The following is a 13,900-nucleotide window of genomic DNA, read 5'->3' as shown; positions in this document are numbered from 1 at the left end:
GGGAGGGGGCAAGGCTGCTGGTCGGTTCGGGAGGCGTTTTGGTCGAAGCGTCGTCAGCTGCCCGTCTTGCGAAAGGTGATGACCGGCGCGATCTTGGCGCCGGGCTGGTCGCTGATATGGCGGGTACCACGCTTCGTGGCACCATCGGGCCAAAGCACCTGATAAACGAAGCGGCCGGCGTAGGGGAAAGCGGCGCCCGTCTCGACTTCGTTCCAGCGGCACGCGGTCCGGTCCCAGGGGTCGCGGTGCTTGCGCAGGCAGACATTGAACGCGAAAGCGTCGATCATCCAGATCTCGCCGCCGCCGGGGCTGGTACGAAAGGTCGGGCGGACATCTTCGCGCCCGTCGGCACAAATGGTCATCGACGCGACGACCGGGGGCTTCTGCGGCGCGAGCTTGCGTCGCTGAGCGTTCAGTTCCTGCGTCAGGCCGAGATCGAGATAGCCGTTTTCGGCGGTCGCGCCGAGCGCCTTGGCGTCGGGGTCAGCGAGCGCAGGCGGTTCGGGCTCCGACGCGTCCGCCGTATCGGCATGCTCCTCGATTTGCTCGCGTTCATAGGCGGCGAGCGTTTCGGCATAGACGGCTTCGGGATAGCCGAGCCGCGCCATTTCGGCGCGCAGCCGCGACACCTCCAGCGCCAGTTCGCCCCATCGCTGCGTCTCGGGGTCGAGGTCGTCATAATAGTCGGGCTGCAGCACACAGCCCTGCTTTTCCTCGTCGGTGATGTCATAGACCTCGCCCTTTCCGTTTGGCGAGGGAAAGAGCATCTGGTCGAGCGGCCGCGGATATTCGGCGACATAGGCCTCGGCGCCGAGCCGCGCTTCATAATAGCCGGGTGGGTACCAGGACCGTTCGGGGATCTTTTTCGCGATCGCGTCGAGTTGCTGCGGCGTTTGCATTTGCTGTGCGTGCGCCGCCGGCGCGGCGGTTGCCACCAGGGTGAAAAGCGCAAATAGCCGCCACGCCTGCTTCATTGTCGAGGATCCTTGCCCGAAGGATCGCCACTCTACGCCCGTTCGCCGGATTTCGCCACCATCGGCCCGCGCGGAGCGGATTCAGGCCGCCTTGGGTTGCACCGTCAGTTGCAGGCCCAGCGCGTCGAGCACGGCCATCAGCGTTTCCAGCGTGGGATTGCCCTTCTCCGAAAGTGCATTGTAGAGCGCCTGCCGGCCCAGCCCGGTCTTCCGCGCGATGTCGGTCATGCCTTTCGAGCGCGCGATATCGCCGATTGCCTTTGCGATTTCCTCCGGCGATCCGTCTTCCATCCATATTTTCAGCCAATCGACGATATCGGCCTCCGAGTTCAAATAGTCGGCCGGGTCAAAAGGGATCGTTTTTGTTCCCCCCATCAAATTCCTCCGCCAGAGCTTTCGCCAAGACAATATCGTCGGCTTGGCTATCCTTGTCTCCACCTATCAGGAGCAAGATGACGACGCTGCCGCGCCTCACAAAATAGACCCGATAACCGGGGCCGAAGAACATGCGCAATTCATACAGGCCAGCGCCGACCGCTTTGCAATCGCCGAACTGACCGTTCGAAAGCCGCACCAGCCGCTTACGTATCCGAAGCTGACCTTCGCGATCACGGAGCGACTTCAGCCATCGGTCGAAACCGACAGTCTGTTCAAGCGAATAAGCATGTCCTGTATAAAGGACAATTGGTCCTTTGTCAATGGGTCCGGTCACGAGCAATCATCCATTCGCAGGATGGGATGGCTCGCCGTTTTGTATCTTGTTACCGCCGTCAGCCAGACGGAGAGGCGCTCGACTTGTCCGAAACGGAGGCGATCACCGCCCCCACTTCGTCTTGCTCTGCTTGCCGAAGCGCCCCTTGCGCGTGCCCGGCTTGCCCTCGTTGCTCCGCCCTACGCGCGGCGCGACCTGTTGATCGGCGGGCAGCCCCAGTTCGTCCGCCTCCAGCTTGCGGATTTCGTCGCGCAACCGACCGGCTTCTTCGAACTCCAGGTCGGCCGCAGCATCGCGCATGCGCTTTTCGAGGTCCTGAATGTACGCGCGCAGATTGTGCCCGACCATATGCGCGGGCTTGTCGTCGCCGATGTCGATCGTCACCTGATCCTTCGACGCGACATGCGCGATGATGTCGCCGATGTTGCGCTTGATCGTCGTCGGCGTGATGCCGTGCGCGACATTATATTCGGTCTGCTTCTCCCGGCGCCGGTCGGTTTCGCGCATCGCGCGTTCCATGCTGCCGGTGATGCGGTCGGCGTAGAGGATGACGCGGCCGTCGACGTTGCGCGCGGCGCGGCCGATCGTCTGGACGAGGCTGGTTTCGCTGCGCAGGAAGCCTTCTTTGTCGGCGTCGAGGATCGCGACGAGCCCGCATTCGGGGATATCGAGCCCTTCGCGCAACAGGTTGATCCCGACGAGCACGTCGAAGACCCCGAGCCGGAGGTCGCGAATGATCTCGATGCGCTCCAATGTCTCGACGTCGCTGTGCATGTAGCGGACCTTGAGCCCCGCTTCGTGGAGGAATTCGGTGAGGTCCTCCGCCATGCGCTTGGTGAGTGTGGTGACGAGCGTGCGATAGCCCGCGGCGGCGGTCGCTTTCGCCTCCATGATCAGGTCGTCGACCTGTTCCTCGACGGGCTTGATGAACACCGGCGGGTCGATCAGCCCGGTCGGGCGGATCACCTGTTCGGCGAAGACGCCCTGCGTGCGGTCCATCTCCCACGTACCCGGCGTCGCCGACACGCTGACCGTCTGTGGGCGCATCATGTCCCATTCGGAAAAGCGCAAGGGACGGTTGTCGATGCAGCTCGGCAGGCGGAAGCCATATTCGGCGAGTGTGATCTTGCGGCGATGATCGCCCTTCGACATCGCGCCGATCTGCGGGATCGTCTGGTGGCTTTCGTCGACGAAGAGCAAGGCATTGTCGGGGAGATATTCGAACAGGGTCGGTGGCGGCTCGCCGGGAAGTCGGCCGGTCAGGAAGCGGCTGTAATTCTCGATCCCCGCGCAGCTGCCGGTCGCGGCGATCATCTCGAGGTCGAAATTGGTCCGCTGCTCGAGCCGCTGGGCTTCGAGCAACCGGCCCTCGGTTTCGAGCTCCTTGAGCCGCTCGGCGAGCTCATGCTTGATGGCCTCCGACGCCTGCTTCAGCGTCGGCCCCGGCGTCACATAGTGCGAATTCGCAAAGACGCGGACATAGTTGAGGTTCGCGATCTTCTTGCCCGTCAGCGGATCGAACTCGGTGATCTCTTCGATCTCGTCGCCGAAGAAGCTAACGCGCCACGCCATATCCTCATAATGCGAGGGGAAGATTTCGAGGCTGTCGCCGCGCACGCGGAAATTGCCGCGCGCAAAAGCCTGGTCGTTGCGCTTGTACTGCAGCGCGACGAGCTTGCGGATGATCTCGCGATTGTCGACGCTCTGGCCCTTCTTGAGGTCGAAGATCATCGCCGAATAAGTCTCGACCGACCCGATGCCGTACAGGCACGATACCGACGCGACGATGATCACATCGTCGCGTTCGAGCAGCGCGCGCGTCGCCGAGTGACGCATGCGGTCGATCGCCTCGTTCACCGAGCTTTCCTTCTCGATGTACGTGTCCGACCGGGGCACATAGGCTTCGGGCTGGTAATAGTCGTAATAGCTGACGAAATATTCGACGGCATTATTGGGGAAGAAGCTCTTGAACTCGCCATAGAGCTGCGCCGCGAGGATCTTGTTCGGGGCGAGGATCAGCGCCGGGCGCTGCAGCTCGTCGATGACTTTCGCCATCGTGAAGGTCTTGCCCGACCCGGTGACGCCGAGCAGCACCTGGTCGCGTTCGCCGTCGAGCGCGGTCGAGACGAGCTCGCGGATCGCGGTGGGCTGGTCGCCCGCGGGTTCGTAATCGCTCACCAGCTCGAAGGCCTTGCCGCCCTCGACCTTGTCGGGGCGTGCGGGGCGGTGCGGGACATAATCGGCCGCGGTGTCGATTTCGTCGAGCGAGGTGCGAATCTGAATTGCCATTGCTGCCAATATGGTGAGGATGCGGCGCATCCACAATCGGACTCGACAGGGGAAATGCGATGAAAAAGACTCTGATGCTGGCGTTGGCCGGTGGTCTCCTGCTCGCTGCATGCGGCGACAAGGCGGCGAAGGACGGCGAGGGCAGCAAGGCCGCGTCGAACGAGCCCCCCGAAAAGCGCCAGCCGGGCAGCTGGGGCCAGAAGATCGAGATCGTGAAGCTCGAGGGCGACGACGTCACCCCTGAAGCCAAGGCGCAGATGCAGCAGATGTTCTCGATGCTGAGCGGCATGACCGTCTGCCTGACCCCCGAAGCCGCGGCGCAGGAGGATATGTCCAAGAACCTGTCCGAGATGGGCTCGAAGGGCGAGAATTGCACTTTCGACAAGCAGAATTTCAGCGGCAAGAACATCGAATTTTCGGCCACCTGCAAGGGCGACGCGGGCAAGACCATGAAGATGAGCGCGACCGGCACCAGCGGCGCCACCGCGCAGGACATCACGATGACGATCCTCGCCAACAAGGCCGACGGCAGCAAGGAAGGCGAGATGGTCATGCGCATCACCGCCGAGCGCAAGGGCGAATGCGGCCCGAACGACATCACCCCGCCGGCCCCCGCCGCCAAGAGCTGATCGGACGGTAGCCATGATCGGCTATGTCACCATGGGGACCGACGATCTCGAGCGCGCGCGCAGCTTTTATGCCGCGCTGCTCGGGACGATCGGGGCCGGCGAGCTGATGCGCATGTCGGATAGCGAAGCGAACGGCTTCACCCTCTATGGCACGGGTTGGGGCCAGCCGGGGCTCGCGGTGACGCGGCCCTATGACGGCCAGCCCACCGATCGCGGCAATGGCCATATGGCCGCGCTCGTCGTCGATGAGCGCGCCAAGGTCGATGCGCTGCACGCCAGGGCGCTCGAGCTCGGCGGCAGCTGCGAAGGCCCGCCGGGCGTGCGCGGCGACGAGGGCGAGCAGGCGTTTTACGCCGCCTATTTCCGCGACCTCGACGGCAACAAGCTCTGCGCCTTCCGGATCGGCCCGGCCTGATCGCCGCCGCCTGGCTCGGGCAGCGCCGGACTCCGCTGCTCGTCGGACTCGCCGCCGGGCTGGTCGCGGTGGCCGCTGCGCTGATCGCGGGGCAGGGCGCCCCGCAGGAGGCTTTGCTCGCCGCGCGCTGGACCGCGCGCACCGCGGCGCCGCTCTTCCTTGTCGCCTATCTCGCCTCGACCTTGTGGCGGCTGTGGCCCGGCGCGGTCACCGCCGCGCTGCTGAAGCGCCGCCGCCAATGGGGGCTGGGCTTCGCGCTCGCGCACAGCATCCACCTCGCCGCGCTGCTGGTGAACATCGTCGCCTTTCGCCCGCGGCCGGTCACGACGCTGATCGGCGGCGGGCTTGCCTATGTGCTGATCTACCTGATGGCGCTGACCTCGAACGACGCGTCGCAGCGGCTGTTAGGGCGCGGCTGGAAATGGCTCCACCGCATCGGCATCCATTATATCTGGCTGATCTTCACCATCAGCTATGCGAGCCGCGCGGTGCACGCCGATCCCGCCTATCATGTCGAAGGTCGCATATTGGCACCGCTCTTCCTTGCCGCGCTCGCCCTGCGACTCTATGCCCGGCACAGGCAACGCCGATGACCGCCACAGGCCGTCGGCGCGGGATTTTCGGAATTGGGAGCGGAGGTGGACTTGCCGGACGGGAAAACGGGTGGGGCCATTTTTCCGCCCGGCGAAGTCGCTGTGTATGAAGCCGGAGAACCATGTGACCTGTGCCAGGGACCAGCTCGCACCTGTCGGTTTTCCGTCTTCAATTCGTCATACCGAACCAAGGCCCGGACCAGACGGCAACGTCACGAGGGCGTTACCACGATCAAGACATGCCCGAAATGGGACAAGATGGCGAGTTACATCGGGTCACGTAGCGGGTTGTCGCAATCCGTTAGGAATATATTAACCTCGTTTCCCCTTTTTACGTGGGCATTTGGCGTTCGCGCAATTTTATGTTATGAAGACGAGCTCAGTTGTTACCGTTACAAGGAAGTGACAACGGCTGGTCGCGCCCAGTTATTGGCGTATCTACCGCGCAGCAGCTCGCTTGGGGGCATTTGGGGGTAGTATGGACCGGACGATGTCGAGCGCTGATCAGAATGAAGGCGATGCCGACAGGATCATAGCCGACGAACTCGCGCGCCTGCTCGACTCTCCGCTGTTCGTGCGCTCGCCGGTGCTCACGCGGCTGCTGCAATATCTCGCCGACCATCGGCTCCAGGGCAATCGCACCGCGCCCAAGGCCTATGCCATCGCGACCGAGGCGCTGGGGCGCAGCAGCGATTTCGACCCCGCGGTCGACAGTTACCCGCGCGTCATGGTCGGCCGGCTGCGCAACTTGCTCGACCGCTATTATGCCGAGACGCCATGGCTGCACCGGTTGCGCGTGCCGCAGGGCAGCTATGAGATCGTCGTCCAGCATCGCGCCGCGCCGCCGGGTGCGCGCGGCACCGAGGCGGGCGAAGGCCGCGAGCGCGAAGCGGCCGCCGACCTGGGCGCGCCCGGACCCGGTGGCGTGACACCGGTTCCGCCGTCCGCGGCGCGCCCGGCGGCGGCACCGCGCCGGCGGGGCATCCTGCTGTGGCTGGGTTTTGCCGCCGCGCTCGCGCTCGCGGCCTTCGCGGGCTGGTGGTTCGCGCGTTCGGATCGTCCGTTGCTCGGCGACGATTTCGTGCCGATGCCCACGCTCGAAGTTGGCGCGCCGGCGTCGGGCGACAGCGGGCCATCGCGTGCGATGGCGCGCGGGCTCGACGGCAAGCTGCGCGACGGCCTGCGCCGTTTCGAGCTGGTCCAGCTCCTGTCGTCGCGAGGTACCGATGCCGCGACGCCGCGTCCGCGCGCCGATTACCGTCTCGACGCCTCGATCGTGCGCACGGTCGAAGGGCCCGTGGACGTCACGCTGGTGCTCAACCGCATCGCCGACGGGCGCGCGATCTGGTCGCAGCAGGTCCGCCTGACCGACGAGGATATCCCCGAGTTCACCGGGCTCGAACCTGCGATCGCGCAGATAGCGGGCGACTATGGCATCATTGTGCGCGACCAGTTGCAGCGCCAGCCCGATAATTATGCCACCGGCTTTCCCTGCCTCGCGCAATTCAACCGTCTGCGCCAGATGCGCAATCCCGCCGCCGCCGCGCGCGTCGACCGCTGCCTGCGCGCGACAATCATCGACATGCCGCAGGACCCCGTACCGCTGAACGCGCTGTCGCTGCTCCGCTTCGGCGACTGGCAGCAGCGCCGTACGACGCCGGAAGGCAAGGAAGCCTATGCCGAGGGGCAGAGCTTCGCGCGCCGCGCCTATAGCGTCGGGCCGAACAGCGCGGCGGGGCTGTTCGCCATGTCGCGCGCGCATTTCTATGGCAACGACTGTCAGCGCGGGATCGCGCAGGGCGGCGCGGCGCTCGCGCTCAATCCCTATGACGCCGACCTCACCGGCTTTTTCGGGCTGTTCAACACCGCATGCGGGCGCGCCGCCGAGGGCGAGGCGCTGCTGACGCGTTCGGTCATGCTCGACGATTCGCACGCCGGAGTCTCTGCAGTCGCGCTCGCCTTCCTCCATTCGCAGCGCGGCGAACAGGCCGAGGCGCTGGCCCTGCTCGACCGCATGCCCTCGCCCAGCAACCTCGAGCCGCAATATCTGATGGTCCGCTCGGTCGTGCTGGCGCGGATGGGCGAGGTCGACCGGGCGCGCGGCCTGTGGCGGCGGCTGCTCGACTATACCGGCCAGCCGGCGAACGCGCCGCCCGAAACGGTGCTGCGCCAGTTCATGATCACCCCCGCGGTGATCGCGCGTGCTTCGATCGCGCTGCGCACCTCGGGCGTGGTCGGCCCGCGCCCGGCGGCGACCAAGACCGCCGATTGACAGCGCGCCGCCGTGCGAACAGGATCGCGCGATGCTCGCCGGTCTCGCTACCCTTGCGCTCGCCGCCGCGCCCGTGCCGCCCGCGGCGGTCGCGGTGCGTTTCGACCGCGAGGGCAAGGTCGAAACGCTGGTCGCCGAAGGCGCGGCCGACCGCGCGGCGGGGCGGACGCTCACCCCCGACGATCCGGTGCGCATCGCCTCGGTCTCGAAACTGGTCGTCGCGCTCGGCGTGATGCGGCTCGTCGAGGCGGGCGCGCTCGACCTCGACCGCGACGTGTCCGCCTATCTCGGCTGGCCGCTCCGCCATCCCGCCTTTCCGGACCGGCCGGTGACGCTGGCACAGCTGCTCGGCCATCGTTCGGGGCTGACCGACGATGTGAACTATGCGCTGCCGCTGGACGCCGATCTGGAGGCCGTGCTCAAGGATTCGCAGGCTTGGGACGATGCGCGTCCGCCCGGCGGTGATTTCGCTTATGCTAACCTCAATTATCCCGTCGTCGCCGCGGTGATCGAGGCCGCGACCGGCGAGCGCTTCGACGCCGCGATGGCGCGGCTGGTGTTCGGCCCGCTCGCGCTCGACGCCTGCTTCAACTGGACGACGTGCAGCGACGCCGCGGCCCAGCGCGCGGTCATCCTCTATGGTCCCGAGGGCGATATCCTGCGCGACGATCTGAAAGGCGCGCGTCCGGCCTGCCCGGTCGTCCCCGCGGCCGATGGCAGCTGCGACCTCAGGGCCTATCGCCTCGGCCGCCACGGCGCGGGGTTCAGCCCGCAAGGGGGCCTGCGCATCTCGGCGAACGGCCTCGCGCGCATCGGCATCCTCTTCCTGCGCGGCGGCGAGAGCTTCCTGAAACCCGAAAGCCTCGCGCGGCTGCAGGCGATGGCACCGGTGCGCCCGACGAGCGGCGAGGGGACCGGCGGCTTTTTCTGCGAATATGGCGTGGCGATGCATTCGACCGGCGGCCCCGCGCTCGCCGATCCGGCGTGCCGCGACGATTTGTTCGGCGACGGCCGCCTGCGGCTCGGCCATTCGGGCGACGCCTATGGCCTGCGCTCGGGGCTGTGGTTCGATCTTGAACGGGGCGACGGCATTGCCTATTTCGTCACGCAGGTGCCGGAGGGGCAGAAAGGGAAGCGGTCGGCCTATAGCGCCGCAGAGGAGGCATTGGTCGATACCGCGCGCGCCGGGCACCCCGACGCCAGCCCTCTTGCCAGCCCCGCTGGCGCGCACTAGGGCAAATTTCAACATTCACGGCTTAGTCAGAAAAGGAATAGCGCATGAGCGATTCGGCCGAAAAGGTTAAGAAGATCGTCGTCGAACATCTGGGCGTCGAAGCCGACAAGGTCACCGAGGAAGCGAGCTTCATCGACGATCTGGGCGCCGACAGCCTCGACATCGTCGAACTGGTGATGGCGTTCGAGGAAGAGTTCGGCGTCGAAATCCCCGACGACGCGGCGGAAAAGATCGCCACCGTCAAGGATGCGATCGACTATATCGAAGCGAACAAGGGCTAAGCCCTGCGATCCGGCCTGGCCGGATTGGGCGGCAGGCCGCCCACGTATTTCCGGCTTCCCGGTCACGAGCGCATGCGCGCAGCGACCGGGAAGCTTTTTTTATGCGCGCCGCTCCTCTAGAAGCGCGCCGAACGAATTGATGCGGGTTTCTGCGGGGGCGGGAACCGACGAAAGGAATGACTATGCGCCGGGTTGTGGTGACGGGTTTGGGTTTGGTGACGCCGCTGGGCGGCGACGTCGAGACCACTTGGGCCAATCTGATCGCTGGGAAATCGGGCGCGGGTCCGATCACCCATTTCGACGCGTCGGACCAGAAATGCACGATCGCGTGCGAGGTGAAGGGCCCAACCCACGAATATGGCTTCGACCCCGGCAAGCGTGTCGACCACAAGGTCCAGCGCCAGGTCGATCCCTTCATCATCTTCGGCATCGACGCCGCGGGCCAGGCGCTCGAGGACGCGGGCCTGACCGACCTCACCGAGGAGCAGAAGGTGCGCGCCGGCTGCTCGATCGGCTCGGGCATCGGCGGCCTGCCGGGCATCGAGAGCGAGAGCCTGTTGCTCGCCGAAAAGGGTCCGGGCCGCGTCTCGCCACACTTCGTCCACGGCCGCCTGATCAATCTGATCTCGGGCCAGGTCAGCATCAAATATGGCCTCAAGGGCCCCAATCATGCCGTCGTCACCGCCTGCTCGACCGGCGCGCATTCGATCGGCGACGCCGCGCGGATGATCAAGGACGACGACGCCGACATCATGCTCGCGGGCGGCGCCGAGGCGACGATCTGCCCGATCGGCATCGCGGGCTTCGCGCAGGCGCGCGCGCTCAACATGACCTATAACGACCGCCCCGAACAGGCGAGCCGCCCCTATGACAAGGACCGCGACGGCTTCGTGATGGGCGAAGGCGCGGGCGTCGTCGTGCTCGAGGAATATGAGCATGCCAAGGCGCGCGGTGCCAAGATCTACGCCGAAGTCGTCGGCTACGGCCTGTCGGGCGACGCCTATCATGTCACCGCGCCCGATCCCGAAATGGACGGCGCCTTCCGCTCGATGAGCGCGGCGCTGAAAAAGGCGGGCATGATCCCTGCCGACATCGACTATATCAACGCGCACGGCACCTCGACGATGGCCGACACGATCGAACTTGGCGCGGTGAAGCGCCTGTTCGGCGACGCGATGGCCAATGTCTCGATGAGCTCGACCAAGTCGGCGATCGGCCATTTGCTTGGCGGCGCGGGCGCGGTCGAGACGATCTTCTGCATCCTCGCGATCCGCGACCAGATCGTTCCGCCGACGCTCAACCTCGACAATCCTGACGAGGGCACCGAGGGCGCCGACCTGGTCCCCAAGGTCGCGAAGAAGCGCAAGGTCAAGGCCGCGCTCAACAACAGCTTCGGCTTCGGCGGCACCAACGCCAGCCTGATCGTCAAGGCGGTGGACTAACACCTGATCCTCCCTGTCGCGAAGCGATGGGGAGGGGGACCGTTCGCGAAGCGAATGGTGGAGGGGCAGCGACGCCGCATTACCGCCCCTCCGTCAGCGCTCCGCGCTGCCACCTCCCCATCGCTGCGCGACAGGGAGGATTAAAAGCCTTTCCTACATTATCCCGCCATGCTTTACCCCTCGGCACGACCCGCCGGGCAACCGGTGTTAAAGTCACAAAGGTCACAAAAAGGCGCTGCCCATGCGGGGCTTTTGTGGCTTTAAGCTGGGTCATCCGACCGACGGGAGAGAAGATGCATCCGTTCCGCTGGCTGACGATGGCGATTCTCGCATTGCTGCTCGCCGCCTGCTCGGGCGGCGCGCCGAAGGATGCCGAGGTCGTCATCCCGCAAGGCGCGAGCATCGCCAAGGCGGGCGAGATTCTCGAGGAAGCCGGCCTCGTCTCCGCCTCGAGCTTCCGCAACGAGGCGCGCTTCTTCGGCTCGTCGAACCCGATCAAGCCCGGCGAGTATAAGGTCGAGAAGGGGATGGACGCGGGCGACATCCTCGAACTGCTCCAGTCGGGCAAGACGATCCAGCGCCTGGTGATGATCCCCGAGGGCATGCCCTCGATCATGGTCTGGGACCGGTTGATGGCCGAGAAGCGCCTCAAGGGCGAAATCCCCGTGCCCGCCGAGGGCAGCATCTTGCCCGACAGCTATGCCTTCACCACCGGCGAAAGCCGCGCCGCGGTGGTCAAGCGCATGCAGGCGGCGATGGACAAGGCCTTCGACGAGTTGTGGAAGAAACGCACCGCGCGAACCGCAGTCAAGGACCGCAACGAAGCGATCACGCTCGCCTCGATCGTCGAAAAGGAAACCGGCGTCGCCGCCGAGCGCCGCACCGTCGCGGGGGTCTATACCAACCGCCTCGCCGTCGGCATGAAGCTGCAGGCCGACCCCACGATCATCTATCCGATCACCAAGGGCAAACCGCTCGGCCGCCGCATCCTGCGCAGCGAGATCACCGCGGTGAACGACTACAACACTTATGCGATGGCTGGCCTGCCCAAGGGTCCGATCGCCAACCCCGGCAAGGCATCGATCGCCGCGGTGCTCGACCCCGAGGCGAACGATTTCCTCTTCTTCGTCGCCAAGGGCGACGGCGGCCATATTTTCGCGCGAACGCTGTCCGAGCATAATGCCAATGTGCAGCGCTGGTACCAGCTGCGCCGCGACCGCGGGGAGATGGAGTAGGATATCGTCGCCTCGGGCGACGGAGAGGAGGGAGCGGTGACCGCAAAACTGTTCATCCACGGCGTCCCCGACAGCCCGCTGATATGGGGGCCGCTGCTCGCCGCCCTCGACCTCGGCGATACGCCTGTCGCCGTCCCGGCACTGCCCGGCTTCACCGGCTCGCTGCCCGCGGGATTTTCCGCGACCAAGCAGGCCTATGCCGACTGGGCAGTGGGGCAGGCCGAGGCGCTGGCCGCGGTGCACGGTCCGATCGACATCGTCGGCCACGACTGGGGCGCGCTGATCGCGCAGCGCGTGGCAATGCTGCGCCCCGACCTCATCCACAGCTGGGCGATCTCGAACGCGGTGATCGAAGCCGATTATCGCGGGCACCGGCTGGCAAGAATCTGGAACACGCCGATCCTCGGCGAACTCTTCATGGCGCTGAGCAAACCCGCGAAGCTCGCCGAGGGGCTCGCAGCGGCGGGCATGCCCGCCGACATCGCGGCCGAAGAAGCGGCGCAATGGGCGAACAAGGACAAGCGCCGCGCGATCCTCAAACTCTACCGCTCGGCCAAGGGGCTGAGCTTCGCGCACGATTGGGCGCTCGATATCCCGAAGCTGCCGGCAAAGGGCGCGCTGATCTGGGGCGAAGGCGATCCCTATGTCGAATTGTCGGTGGCGCAGCGCTACGCCGCGAACACCGGCACGCCGCTCACCATCGTCGAAAAGGCGGGTCATTGGGCGATCGCCGAACGCCCGGCGGAGGTCGCGGCGGCACTCAACGCGCATTGGAACGCGGGCTAAGGCTCGGATAATAATATGTCATCGCCTTATACGATTATTGTCATGCAATTTATCGATTGGCGAATTTCCGCGGGATTCGCCATTTGGCCGGCGAGCGAGACAGAGTGTCCCATGGACGACGGCCATCCCCCTCCCGCTTGCCGCGCCCATCCCTTCTCGTGACAGGCGATCCGGTCATCCCCCCTCCCGACCGGGTCTCTGGCGCCGCGCCCATCATCGTGACCGCGACGATGGGTGCGGCCGACCAGCGCTTCTTCGACGCGCTGCGCAGCGCGCATTTCCCGCCCGAACGCAATCACCTCGCCGCGCATATCACCTTGTTCCACCAGTTGCCGCCCTCCGCGCTCGCCGAGCTTGAACGGCTGATCCGCGCCATTGCCGCCGACACGCAGCCGCCCGCCGCGCGCGTCGCCGAAGCCTATTCGCTCGGCAATGGAACGGCATTCCGCATCGACAGCCCCGGCCTCCTCGAAATCCGCGCGCGCATCGCCGGGCATTTCACGGGCATGCTGACCGCGCAGGACCGCGGCACGCCCAAATTGCACATCACGGTCCAGAACAAGGTGGACGCGAAGGCGGCGCGGGGCCTGCTGGCCGACCTTGCCCGCGATTTCCGCCCGCGCCCGCTGGCGATCGCCGGGCTCGCCGCTCATCATTACCGCGGCGGCCCTTGGGAAAGCGCCTTCGCCCGCAATTTCCGCGGGCCGCGCAGAGGATATTGACCGGACCCCGCCGCCTGCCTATAGGCGCGGCTCGCCCGAACGGGCGGCCTTTCGGGGCGGAGTAGCTCAGCAGGTTAGAGCAGCGGAATCATAATCCGCGTGTCGGGGGTTCGAGTCCCTCCTCCGCTACCATCGTCAATCCCTTCAAAACCTCGCATTTTTCGGCAGTTTTCTGCCATCTGTCGAGGCCATTCTCATGTCCACAAAACCGGCGCCGGGAGTGACTGATTTGGACAAATCACTCCAGATTTGGACCCGTTTGGACACGACTTTCGCGAGAATTTTCGCGAGCGTTTCATGGCCTCGATCGGTTCGA

General features: G+C 65.7%; 14 protein-coding genes and 1 tRNA gene. 11 read left to right on the top strand and 4 right to left on the bottom strand.

The window, feature by feature from the left end; translation table 11 throughout:
- Positions 1-53: 53 nt before the first annotated feature.
- From AC1RNQ_RS07230 to uvrB, 4 genes are all read right to left on the bottom strand, one after another.
- Positions 54-974, bottom strand: a complete 921-nt coding sequence (locus AC1RNQ_RS07230) for a hypothetical protein (RefSeq protein WP_493170056.1) — start codon at positions 972-974, stop codon at positions 54-56.
- Between the two features lie 81 nt (positions 975-1,055).
- Complete coding sequence (locus AC1RNQ_RS07225) at positions 1,056-1,307, bottom strand: addiction module antidote protein (protein ID WP_493170054.1); 252 nt, start codon at positions 1,305-1,307, stop codon at positions 1,056-1,058.
- Between the two features lie 13 nt (positions 1,308-1,320).
- On the bottom strand, positions 1,321-1,686 hold the full coding sequence (locus tag AC1RNQ_RS07220; protein WP_493170052.1) for a type II toxin-antitoxin system RelE/ParE family toxin: 366 nt from the start codon (positions 1,684-1,686) through the stop codon (positions 1,321-1,323).
- Positions 1,687-1,788: 102 nt separating this feature from the next.
- Positions 1,789-3,975 (bottom strand): excinuclease ABC subunit UvrB, encoded by a 2,187-nt coding sequence (gene uvrB, locus AC1RNQ_RS07215; RefSeq protein WP_493170050.1) that lies wholly within the window; start codon positions 3,973-3,975, stop codon positions 1,789-1,791.
- 59 nt (positions 3,976-4,034) lie between these two features.
- Here uvrB and AC1RNQ_RS07210 point away from each other — a divergent pair, with 59 nt between their 5' ends.
- The 11 genes from AC1RNQ_RS07210 (at position 4,035) to AC1RNQ_RS07160 (ending at position 13,716) form a co-directional block, all read left to right on the top strand.
- Positions 4,035-4,604: a DUF3617 domain-containing protein gene (locus tag AC1RNQ_RS07210; RefSeq protein ID WP_493170048.1), complete on the top strand. Its 570-nt coding sequence runs from the start codon at positions 4,035-4,037 to the stop codon at positions 4,602-4,604.
- Between the two features lie 13 nt (positions 4,605-4,617).
- Positions 4,618-5,019: a VOC family protein gene (locus AC1RNQ_RS07205; RefSeq protein ID WP_493170046.1), complete on the top strand. Its 402-nt coding sequence runs from the start codon at positions 4,618-4,620 to the stop codon at positions 5,017-5,019.
- Positions 5,020-5,087: 68 nt separating this feature from the next.
- Complete coding sequence (locus AC1RNQ_RS07200) at positions 5,088-5,612, top strand: hypothetical protein (protein WP_493170045.1); 525 nt, start codon at positions 5,088-5,090, stop codon at positions 5,610-5,612.
- Between the two features lie 490 nt (positions 5,613-6,102).
- Positions 6,103-7,884 carry a tetratricopeptide repeat protein gene (locus AC1RNQ_RS07195; RefSeq protein WP_493170043.1) on the top strand — a complete coding sequence of 594 codons (1,782 nt, stop codon included), beginning with the start codon at positions 6,103-6,105 and terminating at the stop codon, positions 7,882-7,884.
- A 31-nt stretch (positions 7,885-7,915) separates the two neighbouring features.
- Complete coding sequence (locus AC1RNQ_RS07190; RefSeq protein WP_493170041.1) at positions 7,916-9,118, top strand: serine hydrolase domain-containing protein; 1,203 nt, start codon at positions 7,916-7,918, stop codon at positions 9,116-9,118.
- Positions 9,119-9,162: 44 nt separating this feature from the next.
- Positions 9,163-9,399, top strand: a complete 237-nt coding sequence (locus AC1RNQ_RS07185; protein ID WP_003039428.1) for an acyl carrier protein — start codon at positions 9,163-9,165, stop codon at positions 9,397-9,399.
- Positions 9,400-9,581: 182 nt separating this feature from the next.
- A complete protein-coding gene (gene fabF, locus AC1RNQ_RS07180) occupies positions 9,582-10,841 on the top strand; it encodes a beta-ketoacyl-ACP synthase II (RefSeq protein WP_493170039.1) in 1,260 nt (419 codons plus the stop codon).
- Between the two features lie 293 nt (positions 10,842-11,134).
- On the top strand, positions 11,135-12,076 hold the full coding sequence (gene mltG / locus AC1RNQ_RS07175; RefSeq protein ID WP_493170038.1) for an endolytic transglycosylase MltG: 942 nt from the start codon (positions 11,135-11,137) through the stop codon (positions 12,074-12,076).
- Positions 12,077-12,112: 36 nt separating this feature from the next.
- A complete protein-coding gene (locus tag AC1RNQ_RS07170; RefSeq protein WP_493170036.1) occupies positions 12,113-12,862 on the top strand; it encodes an alpha/beta fold hydrolase in 750 nt (249 codons plus the stop codon).
- Positions 12,863-13,092: 230 nt separating this feature from the next.
- A complete protein-coding gene (locus AC1RNQ_RS07165) occupies positions 13,093-13,584 on the top strand; it encodes a 2'-5' RNA ligase family protein (RefSeq protein WP_493170598.1) in 492 nt (163 codons plus the stop codon).
- Positions 13,585-13,639: 55 nt separating this feature from the next.
- Positions 13,640-13,716: transfer RNA gene (locus AC1RNQ_RS07160), tRNA-Met, on the top strand.
- Positions 13,717-13,900: the final 184 nt, after the last annotated feature.

This window comes from Sphingopyxis sp. GW821-FHT12F08, from assembly GCF_058806755.1.
The sequence above is the reverse complement of the archived record's forward strand: the minus strand, read 5'-3'. Positions and strand labels throughout refer to the sequence as shown.